Below are 18,135 nucleotides of genomic sequence, written 5' to 3'. Positions count from 1 at the left end.
CGGTGGCGAGTTCATACGCTCACTTTCCGAATGCCTGACGGAACTCCCTGATGGTCGCGGCATCCGCGCCGTTCGCACCGCACGGCGGGACGACGCCGTCCTTGGTGGCGCCCACGATGTAGTGGTCGCCTTCCGAGAACGTCAGCGTCTCCGGGATGCTGGTGTCGCTGACGAGGACGACCGTGTCCGCGTCGCCGCCCTTCAACCACTGGTCGACACGGAAGGTGGTGGTCGAACCGTTGACGGAAGTGACCGTTCCTTCGAAGAGCGTGGGGTATTTGCCGAGGGTGTCGGGGCTGGGTTCCACGCACTTGGCGGAGCCGCCCTCGGCGGTGAGCCGCAGCGCACCGGCCGGGGTCGAAGGACCCTTGGCGACGCTGTTGTGGTCGTCGTTCGCCATGATTCCTCCGGCTACGCCGCCGCCGACCATCAGCAGGGCGGCAGCCGCCGCGAGACCCAGGAGATGACGGCGTGCCCATCCCACGGTCGTGGTGCCGGCGACGGCGGTCGCCGACTGCAGCGCGGTGTCGGTGTTCAAAGTGGCCTCCACAAGACGGTTGATGTCGGGCGGCGGAGCTTGGGTGGTCAGTGCGGGGTCCGCAGACTTCAGCCGGGCCAGCAGCTCGTCGTCATTCACTGACTGCTCCTTCCTTCATCCCTCTTGTGTCCGGTCGGTTCGGCATCCTTTCGCCCCAACTGTGCGGCGAGTTTCTTTTTCGCCCGGTGGAGCCGGATGCTCACCGCGTTGGAGGTCATCCCGGTCGCCTCCGCGATCTGACGCGGCGCCAGCCCCTCCCACGCCCACAGCTGGACCACCTCGCGGTCCTGCGGCGCGAGGGCGTCGAGCGCGGCGTGCAGCTCGCCGTGATCGGCGGCCTGGGCCGGTGACTGCTCGTGGCTCCGGATCAGCCGCTCCACCAGCCGGAGTCTGCGCCCGTCAGCCCGACGGGCGTTCGCCAGGCACCCCCGAGCCACCCCGTAGCACCACGGCAGCACGTCATCAGGATCAGGATCGGGCGCGGAACCCGTTCCCAGCCCGGGGACTTCGTCAATGCGACGCCACAGCACCAGCATCGTCTCGGACAGGATGTCCTCGACCGTGTCGGCGCTCGTCCGTCGCAGCAGATACCGGTGCAGCGGTTCCACCACCACGCGCGCCAGCCCTTCGAAGCGCGCCTGCTGCTTCCGGCGCGCCTCCTGTTCCGTCATGGATTCCACAACCCGTACTGTCCGGCACCCGCCGGTTCCTTTCAGCCCTCGATATTGATTCAAGCTACAGGTAAGTGCATAATGTCATTATGCATAAGCGCGTTATGGATCTGTCGGCCTCCGAGGCCTCCCCGGAGGACCTGATCGTCGCCGTCGAGAAGATGGTCCGCTACGTCCGCCAGAGCGCCGTCACCGGCGGTCTGAGCATGGCGGCCTCCGCCGTCCTCGGCCGCCTGGGACGCGAGGGCCCGTGCCGACTGACCGATCTGGCCCGCGCGGAGGGCGCCTCCCAGCCGAACATGACGCAGCTCGTCACCCGGCTGGAGCGCGCGGACCTGGTACGGCGCACCGCGGACCGCAGCGACGGCCGAGGCGTACTCGTGGAGGTGACTGACACGGGACGAGAGGTCTCCCGACAGCGGCGCGCCGAACGCGCCCAGGCCCTCCACCTCCTCATCGAGGAACTGACCGAGCCGGAGCAGCAGGCGGTGAAGGTCGCCCTCCCGGCCCTGGCCCGAGCGATCGAGGACCGTCAGTCGCACTCCTGAGGTCGCCGCCTCACCCTTCAACTCCCTGGAGGAAAAGCACACATGAGCTCACCACACGGAAATGCCGCAAGCCCGTTCCGGCAGCCCAGGGCCGTCTGGGCCGTCGCGTTCGCCTGCGTCATCTCCTTCATGGGGATCGGGCTCGTCGACCCGATCCTCCCCGCCCTGGCGAAGAACCTGCACGCCACACCGAGCCAGGTCTCCCTGCTGTTCAGCAGCTATCTGATCGTGACGGCGGTGGCGATGCTGTTCGTGGGCTGGTTCTCGAGCCGGTTCGGCGCCAAGCGCACCCTCGTCATAGGCTTGGCGGTCATCGTGGTCTTCGCCGCCCTGGCCGGCACCTCCGGTTCCATCAACGGCATCGTCGGCTTCCGCGCGGGCTGGGGGCTGGGCAACGCCCTGTTCATCGCCACCTCCCTGGCCGTCATCGTGGCCTCGGCCAGCGGCGGGTTCGGTGGCGCGATCATCCTGTACGAGACGGCGCTGGGCCTCGGTATCGCCGTAGGGCCGCTGCTCGGCGGTGAGTTGGGCGGCATCAGCTGGCGCGGCCCGTTCTTCGGCGTCGCGGTCCTGATGGCCATCGCGCTCGTCGCCACGGCCGTGTTCGTGCCGGACCTGCCCAAGCCGAAGCACGTCACCTCGCCCCTCGCGCCGCTGAAGGCACTGCGCCATCGCGGTCTGCTGACGATGGGCATCATGGCGCTGCTGTACAACTGGGGCTTCTTCACCATGCTGGGCTACGCCCCTTACCCCATGGAACTGAACGCCCATCAGCTCGGTCTCGTGTTCACCGGCTGGGGTCTGCTCGTGGCCGCGTTCAGTGTCTTCTTCGCCCCGCGCCTGCAGGCCCGGTACGGCACCGCGCCGGTCCTGTACGTCAATCTGGCCGGTCTCTCCGTCGTGATGGCCGTGATCGCCGCGGGCGTCGCCACGCCGACCGTGGTGATCGTGGCGGTCATCGTCAGCGGCGCGTTCATCGGCATCAACAACACCCTGACCACCCAGGCCGTCATGCTCGTCTCGCCGGTGGAGCGACCCGTCGCCTCGTCCGCGTACGGCTTCCTGCGCTTCATCGGCGGCGGCCTCGCCCCGTACGCGGCCGGCAAGCTCGCCGACGCCACCGACCTCAGCGTCCCCTTCTACCTGGGCGCCGCCACCTTCCTGCTCGCCATCCCGGTCCTGGCCAGCGGACACCGGCTGCTCCGCGAGGCCGAACAGCACACCGGCGAGGGCGAGTCCGTCGCCCCGACGCTCATCCCGGTCGGCAAGGCCGCGAGCGGGAGCGCACCCGCGGTCATCGTCGCCGTCGCCGCCCATGACGAAGCCCCCGCCATCGTCGACGCGGCGGCCCGCATCGCCCGCGACACGCGCAGCCCGCTGGAGGTCGTACACGTCCAACTGACCGCAGTGGTCGAGGAATTGGCCGCTGACACAGAGACGCGCGACCAGGCCCGCGCCGCCGTGACCGCCCACCTCGACCGTCTCGCGGAGCGGGGCGTCCAGGCGACCGGCCAGATCCTCACCACCGTCGGCGACCACGCCGCCGCCGGCCGCGTACTGGCCCGGCACGCCGCCGACACGGGTGCGCGCGCCATCGCCGTCGGCCGCTCACCGCACGGCCCGCTCACCCAGTTCGCGGAAGGCAGCTTCACCACTGCCCTCACCCACGCGGCCACCTGCACCGTCGTCCTTGTCGCCCCCGACAACGCACCACGGCAACTGACGTCGGCCAGCCTGCCGGCGCTGCGCGACGGGGCGGCCTGACTGCCACCGCACACCGGCAACGACACGTGGCGGGCCCGACAACCGACGGGCCCGCCACAGTCGTATGCAGATCCTCTCGACAAGCGCCCTTCAGCGATCGACATACGAAGCCGAGGTCAGGTCGTAAGTTCGCGATTTCCCCGACGGGTCGTCATGAAATAAGCGTGTTAACTCGGCGGCCGCCCCCTTGCCAAGCCGAGATAGTACGTGCTCGGATTATCTCTGTCGGGCGGTACCCCACCGCCGCGAATCCGCTGCTCAACCATGCACCGCGGGGCCTGTTCGCCCTGCCTCCGCTCCCCGACTCCCCCCTCTCGCCTCCTCTCCTCGCTCCCCTTCCGTCGCCGTGCCCGGAGCGTGTCTGCGTCATGCCCGCAGCCCGTCGAAGCATGCGATCGGTACCCCTCAGCGATATCTGGAGAAGCCCGTGTTCGATCTTTCGTCCGTCGACCTGCTCGACGCCTTCACCCGCGAACTGAAGCTCTGCAAGCTGCGCAGCGGCGAGCACGTCGTGGTGCTGTCCGAACCAGGCAGCCGAGGCGATTACGTCGCCGCCGCCTTCGGTGCCGCCAAGGCGTGCGGGGCGCATGTCATCTCCGCGACCGTGCCGGGCGGCAGCCCCGCGCCGATGCCGAGCACCCACACCGGTGCGGGTCCCGGCCTGGTCTCGGTGCTCAACGACAGCACCGCGCAAGACCTGTTGAAGTCCGCCGACCTCGTCGTCGACCTGACCCGCGAGGGATTCATCCACGCACCGGTCCAGCAGGAGATCCTGCGCGCCGGCACCCGCATCATCTTCGTCTGCGACGCCCCCGACGTGCTGATCCGCAACCTCCCCAAGGAGGGCGACAAAGCAGAGGTGTTGGAGGGCGTCGACCTGCTTGAGCGGTCGTCCGTCATGCGGGTCACCTCGGACGCGGGAACCGACCTCACCGTCCAACTCGCAGGCGCCAAGCCGGAGTTCCAGTGCGGCTTCGCCGACGACCCGGGCCGCTGGGACCACTGGCCGAGCACGATGGTGCTGTGCTGGCCGGAGATCTCCGACGGGCAGATCGTGCTCGCCGAGGGCGACATCCTGCTGCCCTTCAAGGAGTACGTCCGCTCCCCCGTCACCCTCCAGATCGCGGGCGGGCACATCGAGAAGGTGTCCGGCGGCGCCGAGGCCGAACTGCTGTCGACCTTTTTCGAGGACGCCCGGGACCAGTGGGCGCGCAGCCTCTCCCACATGGGCTGGGGTCTGATGCGCACGGCCGACTGGTTCGCCACGGCGATGTACGGCAAGGACGACCTGATGGGCATGGACGCCCGCGCCTTCGCCGGCAACTTCCTCTGGTCGACAGGCCCGCACCCGGTCCTCGGACGTGAGTCGTACGCCCACCTCGACATCGCGATGCGCGGCTGCACCGTCACGGTCGACGACGTCGAGGTCGTCACCGCCGGGAAGCTGACCGGCGACTGAGCACGCCGCTTCGCTCCCCCGAACCACCCGTACCCGCACGCGAGTTGGAGGAAGTGTGGCGCCCAGCCAGTCGTACGAAGTCACCGTCGTCGGAGGAGGTCTCGGCGGGCTCACCACCGCGTTGGCACTGCGGCAGCGCGGTCTGCGGGTCACCGTCCTGGAGCAGGCGTCCGAACTCGGCGAGGCCGGCGCGGGCATCCAGACGGCCCCCAACGCGAGCCGCGTCCTGATGGGACTCGGGCTGCGCCCGCAGTTGGAGGCCATCCACACCGAGCCGCTCGACCAGGTGCGACGGCGGTGGCAGGACGGCCGCATCATCGGGCTGACCTCGCTCGGGCAGCGCTGCAAGGACCAGTTCAACGCCCCGTACTGGCACTACCACCGGGCCGACCTCCATCGCATCCTGCTGGACGCGTGCGTCGACCCGGCCGGCCCCGGCCCCGTCGTCCAGGTGCACACCGGGAGCAAGATCGTCGAGCTGGACCGCACCGACCCCGAACGTCCCGTCGCGCTCACCGAGGACGGTCACCGGTACGCCGGCGACGTGCTCATCGGCGCCGACGGCATCCGCTCGCGGACCCGCGATCTCATGGGCGCCCCCGACACTCTGCAGTTCTCCGGCGAGATGGCCTACCGGGCCCTGATCCCAGGGGAGTTGATCGCCGCCGACCCGGCGACACGCTGGCTCGTGGACCGCTTCCAGAGCACCATCTGGTACGGCCCCGACCGGCACCTCGTGCACTACATGATCCGTGGCGGCGAGTACCTCAACGTCGTGGCCTGCGTGCCCTGCACGGACGAGGTCGCCGAGAAGTGGAGCCTGTCCGCGACCGCACAGGATCTCGTCGACGCGTTTCCCGGCTGGGACGACCGCGTACCGGCCATGCTGTCCAAGGCGAAGGAGGACGTCTCCGCCTTCGCACTCCACCACCGGCGCCGCGACCCGGTGTGGACCGACGGCCGGGTCGCCCTCCTCGGCGACGCCTGCCACGCGATGCTCCCCTACCAGGCACAGGGCGCCTCCCAGGCCATGGAGGACGCCGCCGTACTGGCCGAGGAACTCGGCGCGGTCACGTCCGCCGGCGTCGAGGGAGCGCTGCGCCGCTACGTCGACCGGCGCGCCAAGCACGCCGGCATGGTCCAGGACGCGTCCCTGCGCAACAAGACCTTCTACCACCTGCCCGACGGCCCCGAACAACGGGCCAGGGACGAGAAGTTGAGGACCTTCGACGGCGAGTCGGACCTCTCCTACGACTGGCTGTGGTCGGGCACGCCGCTCAACGACCCGGATCTCGGCGCGTTCTCCTACCAGTTCGCCCGCTGAGTCTCTCCGCCCTTCCCCTCAAGAACGTCAACGCGACCCCGTGGAGCGCACGTGAAAACAGGCGATCAAATCGTTCAGGAACTGCCCTGGAGATGGCCGGTCCAGGGAAAGATCTTCATCATCGGCGGCCTCGGCTACCTCTTCGACGCGTACGACATCGCCCTCAACGGCTTCCTGATGCCGCTGGTGGGTGAGCACTTCGACCTCTCGCTGAGTGATCGCGGGTACGTGGCCACCGCCAACCTCGTCGGCATGGCCGTGGGCGCCGTCGCCTGGGGCTCGGTCGCGGACCGGATCGGCCGGAAGAAGGCCTTCAGCGTCACGTTGCTGATCTTCGCCGTCTTCTCCGTCCTGGGTGCGCTCTCGCCGACGTATCCCGTGTTCCTCGCGCTGCGCTTCCTCGCGGGTATCGGCCTCGGCGGTTGCATCCCCGTGGACTACGCGCTGGTCAGCGAGTTCTCGCCGCGCAAGTACCGGGGCCGGGTGCTGACCGGGCTCGATGTGTGGTGGCCGGTGGGCGTCACGCTGTGCGGGTTCGTGTCGACGGCGCTGCTGTCAGTCGACGGGAACTGGCGCTGGATGCTGACGACGATGGTCGTGCCCGCGCTGCTGCTGTTCTGGGCCCGCCGAGGCATCCCGGAGTCGCCCGTCTACCTGGCGAAGAAGGGCCGCGAGGTGGAGGCCAGGCAGGTCATCGACGACCTGGTCGCCCGCACCGGCACGCCCGCCGTGCTGTACACGATCCCGGAACCCGTCGCCGAGACCGGCCCGCGCGGAGTGGCCGCAGCGGCCGAACAACTGCGCCGCGTATGGAAGTTCAGCCCGCGCATCACCTCTGCCGCCTGGTTGTTGTTCGCCACGATCATGCTGGTCTACTACGCGGCCCTGAGCTGGATGCCGACGATCCTCAAGGACGAGGGCCTCGGTGACACGGCGGCCTTCATGAAGACCACCCTGATGAGCGGGGTCGGCATCATCGGCGTGCTGGTCTCCACGGCACTCGTCGACATCGTCGGCCGCAAGTGGCTCCTCGGGGTCTCGGCGCCGGTCGCCTCGCTCGCGCTGGTCGTGTTCGCGCTGGTGATGGACATGCCGACCGGGTCCGTCGTGGCGATCGCCGTCTTCGGCTTCCTGATCCAGCTCACGATCCCCGCCTTGTACGCGTACGCCTCGGAGCTGTACCCCACCGAAGTACGGGCCAGCGGTTTCGGCTGGGCCTCGTCGGTCAGCCGGGCGCTCACCGGGTTCGCCCCGATGCTGTTCGGCTCGCTGATGTGGCCCGCGCTGGGGCTGCCGACGACCTTCGCGGTGCTGGGAGTCGCGGTCCTGCTGGCCGTCGTATGGATGGCGTTCGCGGCACCGGAGACGAAGGGCCGGGTCCTGGACGCCGACGAGGAGGAGCCGCCGGTCCTCACGCGGCTGAGCGTCGCCGAGCAACCGGCCCTCTGAAGCACGGCCCTCCCAGGCCGCCTGACTACATACGGAGGACCATGAAGCCCGCCCCCTTCCAGTACCACCGGGCCCGCGACGTCGACGGAGCCGCACGGCTGCTCGCCGAACTCGGCGACGACGCCAAGGTCATCGCCGGCGGCCAGAGCCTCGTCGCGATGATGAACTACCGGCTGGCCCGGCCGCGCCACCTCGTCGACATAGGCGGCCTGCGCGAACTGGACCGGATGCACCGGGACGCCGCAGGCGGACTGCACATCGGGGCGCTCACCACCCACCACACGGTGGAGACCGACCCGGCCGGGGTACTGAGGGCGGGCTTCGAGGTCCTGAAGAAGGCCATGACCTGGATCGGGCACCTCCCGATCCGCACCCGTGGCACGGTCGGCGGCAGCATGACGCACGGCGACGCCACCGCCGAGTGGTGCCTGCTCGCGGTGGTGCTTGACGCGGAGTTCGTGGCGCGTGGGCCGCAGGGTGAACGCACCATCCCCGCTGGGGACTTCTTCCACGGCTACTACACAACGGCCCTCGACCCGGACGAGATCCTCGTCGAGATCGTCTTCCCCCGTCCCGCACCGCACGCCGCCCTCACCGAATTCGCCGAACGTCGCGGGGACTTCGCCCTCGTGGCCGCCGCCGTCGACCTCGATGTGGCGGAGGGCGAGGTGCGCGGGGGCCGGGTGGCACTCGGCGGGGTGGCGGCCGCCGCCGTCCGAGTGCCGGAGGCGGAGGCCGTGTTGACAGGCGGGGGCTCCTTCGAGGCGTGTGCGTCGGCTGCGGCGGAGGCCGTGGAGCCGCCCGCCGACGCGTCCGGCAGCACGCACTACCGCAAGGAACTCGTCCGGACCCTCGTCCGGCGCGCCTGCGAGGAGGCGGTCTCCCGATGAGTGATGTCCCCATGAATGAACGGAAGTTGGTGGGCAAGGCGGTTCGCCGTCGCGAGGATCCGCGCCTGCTCGCCGGGCGCGGCCGGTTCGTCGACGACATCGCGCTGCCCGGCATGCTGCACTCCCAGTTCGTCCGCAGCACGGTCGCCCACGCGGAGCTGGCCTCGGTGGACGTGTCGGCGGTGCGAGAAGTCCCGGGCGTCGTCGCGGTGTTCACGGCCGAGGATCTCCAGCTGGGCGACATCGTGGCTCAACTGGGGCGCCCGCTCTCGGAGTTCGTCCCGACCGCGATGCCGATCCTGGCCCGCGACAAGGTCCGCTACGTCGGCGAGCCGATCGCGATCGTCGTTGCCCGTGACGCGTATGCGGCGGAGGACGGCCTGGAGGCGGCGAAGGTCTCGTACGCCACGCTGCCCCCGGTGATGTCCGAGGAGGCGGCGTTCGCGGACGGCGCCCCGCTCGTCCACGTCGAGGCCGCGCACAACACCTTGGTGGACGTCTCGCTGTTCGCGACGGAAGGCATCGACCGGATCTTCGACGCGGCCCCCTGTGTCGTCGAGGTCGACGCCAGGACCGGACGGCAGAACGCCCTGCCGCTGGAGACGCGGGGCGCCGTGGCGCACTGGGACGACCGCGAGGAACAGCTCATCGTACACACCTGCACCCAAATCCCGCACCAGGTAAGGACGGTGGCGTCCCGCTGCCTGCGTCTCGACGAGCGTGCCGTGCGGGTCGTGGTGCCCGACATGGGCGGCGGGTTCGGCCAGAAGTGCGTCGTGGGCCGCGAGGAGATCGCCGCCGCGGCAGCCGCGCTGAAACTCCGTCGACCGGTCAAGTGGATAGAGGACCGCAAGGACGCCCTGTCCGCGTCCTTCCTCGCCCGCGAGCAGCACTATCGGGCACGCGCGGCCTTCGACACCGAGGGCAGGATTCTCGCGCTCGACGCGGACGTGGTCTGCGACATGGGCGCGTACTCCTGCTACCCCTTCACAGCCGGCATCGAGCCGCTGATGGCGTCCGCCGAGATGCCCGGCGTCTACAAGGTGCCCGCGTACCGGGTGCGGGGCCGGGCGGTCACCACCAACAAGGCGCCCACCGGCCCGTATCGCGGAGTGAGCCGGCCGCAGTACGTGATGGTCATGGAGCGGCTCTTCGAGCGCGCCGCCCGCGAACTCGCCCTCGATCCGGTCGAGATCCGCCGCCGCAACGTCATCACCGACTTCCCGTACAAGGGCGTCAACAACATCACCTACGACCCCGGTTCCTATCTAGAGTCGCTGAACCTCTGCGAGCGGCTCGTCAAGGACGAGGGCTGGTACGAGAAGCAGACAGCGGCGGCGGCCGAGGGCCGGCACATCGGCATCGGCTACTCGTGCTTCAGCGAGCGCACCGGCTACGGCTCCGCGGCCTTCGCGCAGCGAAAGATGCAGGTGGTGCCCGGCTTCGACATCTCCGAGGTACGGATGGACACCAGCGGCGCGGTCACCTTCACCACCGGCACCATGAACCACGGCCAGAGCCACGAGACGACGATGGCGCAGATCGTCGCCGACGAACTCGCCCTGGACATCGGCAAAGTGAGACTCCATCAGGGCGACACCGATCGCATCACCTATGGCTTCGGCACCTTCGCCAGCCGCTCCATCACCATCGGCGGCAGCGCGGTACGCCTGGCCGCCGCGAAACTCGGCGACAAGCTGCGGGCGATCGCCGCCTCCCGCTGGGGAGTCGCCCCGGACGAGGTCGAGTTGGCGGACGGCGCCGCCCGCCGCCGTAACACCCAAGACGTTCTCCCCTACACGGAGATCGCCGACATCGCCTATCTCCAGGCCCACTTGCTGCCCAAGGACATCGAGCCGGGCCTCTCGGCCACCGCCACCTTCGACGTCTTCAACGACGGCACCTTCTCCAACGCCACCCACGCCTGCGTCGTCGAACTCCACCCGGGCACCGGTCAGGTGGAGATCCTGCGGTACGTGTGCGTCGAGGACTGCGGGGTCGCCATCAACCCGCAGGTCGTGGAGGGGCAGTGCCGGGGCGGCATCGCGCAGGGCATCGCGGGCACGCTGTTCGAGCAGGTGACGTACGACGCCCAGGGCGAGCCGTCGGCGACCGGCTTCATGGACTACAAGGTGCCCACCGCGCACGAGATCCCCGATGTGCTGATCCACCACCTGGAGACGCCCTGCGCGTTCACCGAGACCGGCGCCAAGGGTGCCGGCGAGGGCGGCACTATCGGGGCGCCCGCCGCCGTACTCAACGCCGTCAACGACGCCCTGCGCCCGACCGGCGTCGAACTCGACCACACACCCATCACCCCCGAGACCGTCCACCGCGCGCTGAACGGCGCCCCGAGCCTGGAGTCGTCCTCATGAACACCGACCCCGTGGCGACCCACGCGGACCTCCAACTCGTCACCCTCGACGTCAACGGCGAGCAGCACGACGTCATCACCGAGCCCCGCCGCACCCTCGTCGACGTACTCCGCCACGAACTGCGGCTGACCGGTACGCACGTCGGATGCGAGCACGGGATCTGCGGCGCCTGCACGGTGCTGGTCGACGAACGGCCCGTGCGCGCCTGCCTGATGTTCGCGGCGCAGGCCGAGGGGACCTGTATCCGCACGGTCGAGTCGTTGTCGGAGGACGGCGGCGGTGAACTCAACGACCTGCAACGGGCGTTCACCGAACACCACGCGCTGCAATGCGGGTTCTGCACCCCCGGGTTCCTGATGCTCGCCGAAGGGTTCCTCGCCGAGCGGCCCGAGGCGACCAAGGAGGAGATCCGCGAGGTGGTCGCCTCCAACCTGTGCCGGTGCACCGGCTACCAGACCATCGTCGAGGCGATCGACGCATGCGCGACGGCCCGGCGCGGAGCCTGCGCGCAGCGCTGCGAGAGCAAGGAGCACTGACCCATGCAGCTCACCAACACCGTGCCGATCAAGGCCTCCCCCGACGACGTCTTCGCCCTGATGAACGACGTCGAACGGGTCGCCTCCTGCATGCCGGGCGCCACGCTCGACGGGCAGGACGGCGACACCTGGCGGGGCCGGGTGAAGATCCGGGTGGGCCCCATCAGCGCCTCCTACGCGGGCACCGTCCGCTTCCTGGAGATCGACGCCGAGAAGCGGCGACTGCGCGTGCACGCGCGCGGTACGGACACCCACGGCAGCGGGGACGCGGAGGCGGAGGTCTCTCTCGACATCCTCGCGGCGCCCGAGGGAGCGCTGCTCCAGCTCTCCACGGACCTGGTGATCCGCGGCAAGATCGTCCAGTTCGGCAAGGGCGCGATCGTCACGGTGTCGGACCGGATCCTTCAGCAGTTCGCACGGAACCTGGGAAGCCTGCTGGACCAGGACAGGGTCGTAGGAACTACTCCTGTCGTGTCCCCGATTGCTCCCGTCGTGGCGCAACCTGCGGTCCCACAGGACTCCGACCTCGACGGCTTGGCGATGCTGCTCGGCCCGCGGGCCGCCAAGTACGGCCTCGTAGCAGGCGCGTTCGCCCTCGGGGTCCTCGAAGGTTGGCTGCTCGGTCGACTCGCCTCCCAGGCACGGGAGTTGCGGGCCCTGCGGAGGACGTCATGAGTGAATCCGGGTACGGTCGGGAGACTGAACAGACCTACGCGCGAGCCGGGTTCGGCGCACCGGTCCGACGCGGCAGCCACCCCGCTCTCGTCGTCGTCGACCTCACTCGCGGCTTCACCGAAGCGAGCTTCCCCTCGGGTGCCGACCTCACCGAAGTCGTCGCGGCCACCGGCAGGTTGATCGCGGCGGCGCGTCCGGTCGGCGTACCAGTGGTGTTCACCGCGATCGCCTACACCCCGGCCGAGGCGGCGGGCGACGCCGTCACCTGGCTGCAGAAGGCGCGGGGCATGCGGAGCCTGGTCGAGGGCAGCGAGGAGGTCGCGCTCGACCCGCGGCTGCCCCGGGTGCCGCAGGACCATCTGATCGTGAAGAAGGGCGCGTCCGCGTTCTTCGGTACGTCCCTGGCCGCCCTGTTGACCGGACTCGGCTGCGACACGGTACTGGTGTGCGGCGCGACGACGAGCGGTTGCGTACGGGCCACCGCCGTGGACGCCGTGCAGTCCGGCTTCTCGGTGCTGGTGCCGAGGGAGTGCGTGGGCGACCGCGCCCCGGGACCGCACGAGGCGAGCCTCTTCGACATCCAGGCCAAGTACGGCGACGTGATCGACGTGAAGGACGCCGTCGGCTATCTCGACGGACTGCCCAGGACAGCCCCGTAACCCCAACTGCCCTGCATCATTGGAGAACCCGATGCCCCCACCCCCACCCACCCGCCTGCTCGCGCAGTCCGCACTCGCCGATCTCGCCGACGTTCCCGCCACCAGCCGCTGGGTGCGCTCGGGCGGTACGCGCCTGCACGTCCTGGACTACGGCGGTGACGGCGTCCCGCTGGTCATGCTGCCCGGTATCACCAGTCCAGCCGTCGCGATGGACTTCGTTGCCCGTGAACTGACGCCGTTGGTAAGGCCGTTGGTGGTCGACGTTCGTGGGCGCGGACTGTCCGACGGGGGCAGATCGTACGGTCTGGAGGAGTACGCCGAGGACACCGAGGCGATCGTCGCGGGCCTGGGCCTGCACCGGCCGGTCCTCTTCGGGCACTCCATGGGTGCGCGGATCGCGGCCGTGACCGCCGTCCGTGCCAAGGTGGCACTGCGGGGCACCGTGCTGGGCGACCCACCGATGAGCGGCCCCGGACGCGGGCCCTATCCCACACCCCTGGACGCCTTCCTCGACCAGCTCGCGCAAGCGCGGCGCGGCACCGACGCGGACGAGGTGGCCCGGTCCTGGCCGCGTTGGGCGCGCCGTGAGCAGGAGTTGCGGGCGCGCTGGCTGGCGAGTTGTGACGCGGAGGCCGTCGCGGCCACGCACCGCGGTTTCGAGAGCGAGGACTTCTTCGAGTGGTGGCCGTCCGTTCCGGGCCCCACGGCGCTCTTGTACGGCGCCGACAGTCCTGTCGTCACCGCGGAGGGCGCGGCGGAGGCGGCCCGGTTGCTGCCGTCGGCCGTGCTGGCCGAGATCCCGGACGCGGGCCACATGCTGTTCTGGGACAACCCGTCCGCCGCGCTCGCGGCCCTGCGCCAGGTACTGCGCCCGATGCTGGTGTGAGGCCGCCGCGCGGGTTCGCGGAGATCACCGGTCCGGCTGACGACTCGATCAAGTGCTGTGCTTAAGTGGGCTCCATGGGTGACGAAACCGCAACCCCGACGTCCACGCCCGCCGGGCCTCCCCCGGCGCTCACCGCCGCGCCCGGCTACCAGGTCCGCCGCCTGTACCAGGCGTATCTCGCGGTCTGGATCCGTGCCGTCGACCCGACGCTCACGGGTCCGCAGTTCGCGGTGCTCCAGGCGGTGGAGGCGGCACCGGGGAGCGACCAGCGTTCCATGGCGTCCGCGGTCTCCCTGGACACGTCGACGATGGCGGACGTCGCCCGGCGGCTGGAGAACCGCGGTCTGATCGTGCGCAGGACGGCCGCGGACGACGGTCGGCGCAAGCTGCTCCATCTGACCGAGGAGGGCGAGCGGACCCTCCACGACGCCAACCTCCGCGCCCGCCGGCTCGACGAACGGCTCCTCGCGCCGTTCGGACCGGAGCAACGCGAGGAAATCATGCGTCTGTTCACGTCCCTCGCCGATCACTGGGAGGGACTGGCCGAGGACTCCTGACCCCGCCGGCGGCGGTCGGCGGATCCCCGGTCGCCGACGACCACACGTACCCCGTACGCCGGACACCCGGAGGATCCCGTGACCGATCACCACATCGGCATGATCGTGCCCAGCTCGAACCTGACCATGGAGACGGAGCTGCCGCGGATGATGCGGGAGCGCGAGTCCCTGGTTCCGGAGGACCGGTTCGTCTTCCACAGCAGCCGTATGCGCATGCGGCACGTGACGCCCGAGCAGTTGCGCGCCATGAACGCGCAGACCGGGCGCGCGGCACTGGAACTCGCCGACGCGCGGCCCGACGTGGTCGTCACGGCCTGCCTCGTGGCAATCATGGCGCAGGGGCCGGGGTATCACTGCACCGCCGAGGACCAGATCACCGGCGTGCTGCGCGCCGAGGGCTCCCGCGCCCCCGTGGTGTCGAGCGCGGGCGCCCTGCTCGACGGCATCGGTGCCCTGGGTGCCCGGCGGGTCGCGATCGTCACGCCGTACATGAAGCCGCTCACGCGACTGGTGGCGGACTACATCGAGGACGCGGGCGTCGAGGTGGTGGACGCGCTGAGCCTGGAGGTGCCGGACAACCTGGCCGTCGCCCGCCTCGACCCTGACGACCTGCGCGAGCACTGGCGGCGCCTTGACCTGTCGCGGGCCGACGCGCTCGTCCTGTCCGCCTGTGTCCAGATGCCTTCGCTGTCGTCGATCCAGCCGGTGGAGGAGGCGTCCGGGCTGCCGGTGCTCTCGGCGGCCACCGCCACGGCCTACCGCGTCCTCGTCGAACTGGGCCTGCCCACGGTCGTGCCCGGCGCGGGCAGTCTGCTCGGCGGCCAGGTCCCCAGCACGACGGGTGTCTGAACGAGGCAACAGGCCCTCCAACACACCCTGCGCCTCAGGAAATCTCCAGGGCGGCGGCTTCCAGATCGGCGACGCTGCCCGACATGATCGTCCGTACGTGCTCGGTGATGTGCGGCGCGGGCCAGTCCCACCAGGCCACCGCCAGCAGGCGGGCGATGTCTTCCTCGCTGTACCGGGTGCGGACGAGGCGGGCCGGGTTGCCTCCGACGATGCCGTAGTCGGGTACGTCCGCGGTGACCACGGCCCCGGCGCCGATGATCGCGCCGTGTCCGATCCGCACGCCGGGCAGCACCGTCGTGCCGTAGCCGAACCAGACGTCGTTGCCGACAACCGTGTCCCCACGGTTGGGCAGACCGGTGAGCAGGTCGAAGTGTTCCGACCAGGAGCCGCCCATGGTGGGGAAGGGGAAGGTCGAGGGGCCGTCCATGCGGTGGTTGGCACCGTTCATGAGGAACCGCACGCCCGTGCCCAGCGCGCAGAACCTGCCGATGATCAGCTTCTCCGGCCCGTAGTGGTACAGCACGTTGCGCGTCTCGAAGGCGGTCGGGTCGTCCGGGTCGTCGTAGTAGGTGTACTCCCCGATCTCGATCAGCGGGGACTTCACCAGCGGCCGGAGCAGCACCACCCTCGGCTGCTCGGGCATCGGATGCAGGACCGTCGGATCGGCGGGCACGGGCATGACGAGTGATTCCTTCCGGGCTGCGGGTCGGTATCCGTTCCATGATCGCGGTACCGGGCTTGCCGGGACACCGATTTACGCCTGAACGAGCAGGCGCCTGCTGCGCCGCGGGTTCAGACGGTGAGTTCCTGTTCGGTGACTCCGACCTCCAGGACGGTCGCACGGAACGAGGCGACGACCGGGCGGAGATCGATCTGGTGCCAGGCGGCCCACAAGCGCACGGACCTCTGGAACCAAAGGAGTTCGCGGACCGTGACGCCTGGCGTGTCTCCCTGCAGCGCGCTCTTCTGGACGATCGCCGCACCGAGCCCGGACGCGACGAGGCCGAGGGCGGTGAGTGATTCCGGGGCCTCGAAACGGATGTCGGGGGTGAACCCGGCGGCGGCACAGGAGGCGACGAAACCGTCCCGCCAGGCCTGGTCCTGGCTGTTCTCGATGGCGATCCAGGGCTGGGTGTCCAGGTCCGCCGGCAGGATCTCCGTCGCGTCGGCGAGGGCGTGACCGCTCGGCACGGCGAGGAGCAGCGGGTCTTCGAGGAGGAGGGCGCTGCGCAGGTCCGGGTCCGTCTCGGGCGGCGGCTCCTGGACGAGGGCGATGTCGAGGCTGCGTTGGCGCAGTCCCTCGAACTGTTGCGACGCGGTCAGGTCGTAGAGGGCTACGTGGATTCCGGGGCGTTCGTCGTGCAGGGTGCGCAGGGCGCGGGGCAGGAGGCCGGTGTGCATGGCGTCGCCGACGTATCCCACGCACAGGCCGCCCTCCTCGCCCCGGCCGAGGCGTCGGCCCAGGTTCTCCAGTCGGTCCGCGTGCCGGAGGAGGGCCGTGGCCTCGGTGAGGAAGACGCGGCCGTCGGAGGTGAGCCGGATGCGCTGCTGGCTGCGCTCGAACAGCGTCAGGCCGAGGGCCTTCTCCAGTTGGGCGATCTGCCGGCTCAGCGGTGACTGCGAGATGTGGAGGCGTTCGGCGGCCCGGCCGACGTGTTCCTCTTCGGCGACGGCCACGAAGTATCGGAGTTGGCGCAGGTCAAGCACGTAAGACCTCTCGGGACTCAAGTGTGTCCAAGCAAGTCTTGGACAGTCTCATCCCTCGACCCTAACCTCGACAGAGCAAGAGCCCCGGATCGGATAAATCCTCCCGAACTCCGCGTCACGGCACGTCACATCATGGAGCGAAGGATCTTCACCATGGGCATCAAGTCCCTTCTGCCGGGCACCCTCGGCTTCGGTACGGCCCCGCTCGGAAACATGTTCCGCAGCATCCCCGACGAGGAGGCCGCCGCCACCGTCGAGGCCGCCTGGGACCAGGGCATCCGTTACTTCGACACCGCCCCGTTCTACGGCGCCGGTCTGGCCGAGCTCCGGCTCGGCGAGGTGCTGGCCGGCCGTCCGCGCGACGAGTTCGTGCTCAGCACCAAGGTCGGACGGGTCATCCTCGACGCGCTGGAGGATCCCACCGCGCGGGACCTGGGCGAGAAGGGCGGCCTGTTCGAGCACGGCCGCCCGAACAAGATGATCGACGACTACACGGCCGACGCCACTCTGCGCTCCATCGAGGACAGCCTCACGCGCCTGAGGACGGACCGCCTCGACATCGTCTGGGTGCACGACATCGCCCAGGACTTCCACGGCGACGACTGGCTGGCCGTCTACGAGACCGCGCGCACCGGCGCCTTCCGTGTCCTGCAGCGGCTTCGCGACGAAGGCGTCATCAAGGCCTGGGGCCTCGGCGTCAACCGCGTCGAGCCGATCGAGCTCACCCTCGACCTGGACGAGCCCCGGCCCGACGCGTTCCTCCTTGCGGGCCGCTACACCCTCCTCGACCACGACCGTTCCCTGCAGCGTCTGCTGCCCGCCGCCACCGAGCAGGGCGTCGACATGGTCGTCGGCGGCCCGTACAGCTCCGGCATCCTCGCCGGCGGCCGGCACTTCGAGTACCAGGAGGCCCCGGCCGAGATCGTCGCCAAGGTCGAACGGATCAAGACGCTCACCGCCGAGCACGGGGTGAGCATCAAGGCGGCCGCGCTGCAGTTCGCGCTGGCCCACCCGGCCACGGCCGCCGTCGTCCCCGGCGCCACCCGCCCCAGCCGCATCGCGGAGGACGTCGCCGCCCTCGCCGAGGACGTACCTGCCGCCTTCTGGGCCGCCCTGCGCGAGGAGAAGCTCATCTCCGCCGACGCGCCCACCGCCTGACACACCACAGCACTCCGCAGGAAGCACTCACCAAGCCCACCAGCACCCTTGGTCGCCAACGGCCGGAAAGCAACGCCTGCCTGTGGGGAA

18 protein-coding genes are annotated in these 18,135 nt (G+C 69.9%); 14 read left to right on the top strand and 4 right to left on the bottom strand.

Annotated features, from left to right (window positions below; genetic code table 11):
• Positions 1–19 precede the first annotated feature (19 nt).
• Positions 20–637: a hypothetical protein gene (locus OO70_RS02575; protein ID WP_043663033.1), complete on the bottom strand. Its 618-nt coding sequence runs from the start codon at positions 635–637 to the stop codon at positions 20–22.
• A complete protein-coding gene (locus OO70_RS02570; protein ID WP_234336689.1) occupies positions 634–1,209 on the bottom strand; it encodes an RNA polymerase sigma factor in 576 nt (191 codons plus the stop codon). Before OO70_RS02570 ends, OO70_RS02575 begins: the two co-directional genes overlap by 4 nt.
• Before the next feature lie 89 nt (positions 1,210–1,298).
• Here OO70_RS02570 and OO70_RS02565 point away from each other — a divergent pair, with 89 nt between their 5' ends.
• The 13 genes from OO70_RS02565 to OO70_RS02505 all read left to right on the top strand — a co-directional run bounded on the left by OO70_RS02565 (position 1,299) and on the right by OO70_RS02505 (position 15,180).
• Entirely contained in the window at positions 1,299–1,757 is a 459-nt protein-coding gene (locus OO70_RS02565) for a MarR family winged helix-turn-helix transcriptional regulator (protein WP_043663027.1), read from the top strand.
• 42 nt (positions 1,758–1,799) lie between these two features.
• Positions 1,800–3,521, top strand: coding sequence for an MFS transporter (locus tag OO70_RS02560; protein ID WP_043663025.1), 1,722 nt, complete (start codon positions 1,800–1,802; stop codon positions 3,519–3,521).
• Between the two features lie 427 nt (positions 3,522–3,948).
• Positions 3,949–4,980, top strand: a complete 1,032-nt coding sequence (locus tag OO70_RS02555; RefSeq protein ID WP_043663022.1) for a hypothetical protein — start codon at positions 3,949–3,951, stop codon at positions 4,978–4,980.
• A gap of 55 nt (positions 4,981–5,035) precedes the next feature.
• Entirely contained in the window at positions 5,036–6,304 is a 1,269-nt protein-coding gene (locus OO70_RS02550; protein ID WP_043663019.1) for an FAD-dependent oxidoreductase, read from the top strand.
• Between the two features lie 51 nt (positions 6,305–6,355).
• Entirely contained in the window at positions 6,356–7,753 is a 1,398-nt protein-coding gene (locus tag OO70_RS02545) for an MFS transporter (RefSeq protein WP_043663016.1), read from the top strand.
• 41 nt (positions 7,754–7,794) lie between these two features.
• The gene (locus OO70_RS02540; protein WP_043663013.1) at positions 7,795–8,643 is read left to right on the top strand and encodes an FAD binding domain-containing protein; all 849 of its coding nucleotides are present in this window, start codon (positions 7,795–7,797) and stop codon (positions 8,641–8,643) included.
• Positions 8,640–11,018, top strand: a complete 2,379-nt coding sequence (locus OO70_RS02535) for a xanthine dehydrogenase family protein molybdopterin-binding subunit (protein WP_043663006.1) — start codon at positions 8,640–8,642, stop codon at positions 11,016–11,018. The genes OO70_RS02540 and OO70_RS02535 overlap by 4 nt, the downstream gene beginning before the upstream one ends.
• Entirely contained in the window at positions 11,015–11,554 is a 540-nt protein-coding gene (locus OO70_RS02530; RefSeq protein WP_051740508.1) for a (2Fe-2S)-binding protein, read from the top strand. Before OO70_RS02535 ends, OO70_RS02530 begins: the two co-directional genes overlap by 4 nt.
• 3 nt (positions 11,555–11,557) lie before the next feature.
• Positions 11,558–12,229: an SRPBCC family protein gene (locus tag OO70_RS02525; RefSeq protein ID WP_043663004.1), complete on the top strand. Its 672-nt coding sequence runs from the start codon at positions 11,558–11,560 to the stop codon at positions 12,227–12,229.
• Positions 12,226–12,888 (top strand): isochorismatase family protein, encoded by a 663-nt coding sequence (locus tag OO70_RS02520; protein WP_043663002.1) that lies wholly within the window; start codon positions 12,226–12,228, stop codon positions 12,886–12,888. The genes OO70_RS02525 and OO70_RS02520 overlap by 4 nt, the downstream gene beginning before the upstream one ends.
• Before the next feature lie 31 nt (positions 12,889–12,919).
• Positions 12,920–13,774 carry an alpha/beta fold hydrolase gene (locus tag OO70_RS02515; protein WP_043662998.1) on the top strand — a complete coding sequence of 285 codons (855 nt, stop codon included), beginning with the start codon at positions 12,920–12,922 and terminating at the stop codon, positions 13,772–13,774.
• Between the two features lie 74 nt (positions 13,775–13,848).
• On the top strand, positions 13,849–14,331 hold the full coding sequence (locus OO70_RS02510; protein ID WP_043662995.1) for a MarR family winged helix-turn-helix transcriptional regulator: 483 nt from the start codon (positions 13,849–13,851) through the stop codon (positions 14,329–14,331).
• Between the two features lie 78 nt (positions 14,332–14,409).
• Positions 14,410–15,180, top strand: coding sequence for an aspartate racemase/maleate isomerase family protein (locus OO70_RS02505; RefSeq protein ID WP_043662993.1), 771 nt, complete (start codon positions 14,410–14,412; stop codon positions 15,178–15,180).
• Positions 15,181–15,214: 34 nt separating this feature from the next.
• Here the strand turns inward: OO70_RS02505 and OO70_RS02500 are convergent, their stop codons facing one another.
• Both OO70_RS02500 and OO70_RS02495 read right to left on the bottom strand, forming a co-directional pair.
• Positions 15,215–15,859, bottom strand: a complete 645-nt coding sequence (locus tag OO70_RS02500) for a CatB-related O-acetyltransferase (protein WP_043662991.1) — start codon at positions 15,857–15,859, stop codon at positions 15,215–15,217.
• Positions 15,860–15,972: 113 nt separating this feature from the next.
• On the bottom strand, positions 15,973–16,887 hold the full coding sequence (locus tag OO70_RS02495; RefSeq protein ID WP_043662988.1) for a LysR substrate-binding domain-containing protein: 915 nt from the start codon (positions 16,885–16,887) through the stop codon (positions 15,973–15,975).
• Between the two features lie 153 nt (positions 16,888–17,040).
• Here OO70_RS02495 and OO70_RS02490 point away from each other — a divergent pair, with 153 nt between their 5' ends.
• Entirely contained in the window at positions 17,041–18,045 is a 1,005-nt protein-coding gene (locus OO70_RS02490; RefSeq protein WP_043662985.1) for an aldo/keto reductase, read from the top strand.
• Positions 18,046–18,135: the final 90 nt, after the last annotated feature.

This window comes from Streptomyces xylophagus, from assembly GCF_000716435.1.
GTDB classification, from domain to species: Bacteria; Actinomycetota; Actinomycetes; order Streptomycetales; family Streptomycetaceae; genus Streptomyces; species Streptomyces xylophagus.
The sequence above is the reverse complement of the archived record's forward strand: the minus strand, read 5'-3'. Positions and strand labels throughout refer to the sequence as shown.

Coding starts and splice junctions, on each gene's coding strand:
- OO70_RS02570 (WP_234336689.1), bottom strand. CDS start 1,209: ATGACGGAACAGGAGGCGCGCCGGAAGCAGCAGGCGCGCTTCGAAGGG.
- OO70_RS02565 (WP_043663027.1), top strand. CDS start 1,299: ATGCATAAGCGCGTTATGGATCTGTCGGCCTCCGAGGCCTCCCCGGAG.
- OO70_RS02560 (WP_043663025.1), top strand. CDS start 1,800: ATGAGCTCACCACACGGAAATGCCGCAAGCCCGTTCCGGCAGCCCAGG.
- OO70_RS02540 (WP_043663013.1), top strand. CDS start 7,795: ATGAAGCCCGCCCCCTTCCAGTACCACCGGGCCCGCGACGTCGACGGA.
- OO70_RS02535 (WP_043663006.1), top strand. CDS start 8,640: ATGAGTGATGTCCCCATGAATGAACGGAAGTTGGTGGGCAAGGCGGTT.
- OO70_RS02530 (WP_051740508.1), top strand. CDS start 11,015: ATGAACACCGACCCCGTGGCGACCCACGCGGACCTCCAACTCGTCACC.
- OO70_RS02525 (WP_043663004.1), top strand. CDS start 11,558: ATGCAGCTCACCAACACCGTGCCGATCAAGGCCTCCCCCGACGACGTC.
- OO70_RS02520 (WP_043663002.1), top strand. CDS start 12,226: ATGAGTGAATCCGGGTACGGTCGGGAGACTGAACAGACCTACGCGCGA.
- OO70_RS02515 (WP_043662998.1), top strand. CDS start 12,920: ATGCCCCCACCCCCACCCACCCGCCTGCTCGCGCAGTCCGCACTCGCC.
- OO70_RS02510 (WP_043662995.1), top strand. CDS start 13,849: ATGGGTGACGAAACCGCAACCCCGACGTCCACGCCCGCCGGGCCTCCC.
- OO70_RS02500 (WP_043662991.1), bottom strand. CDS start 15,859: ATGCCCGTGCCCGCCGATCCGACGGTCCTGCATCCGATGCCCGAGCAG.
- OO70_RS02490 (WP_043662985.1), top strand. CDS start 17,041: ATGGGCATCAAGTCCCTTCTGCCGGGCACCCTCGGCTTCGGTACGGCC.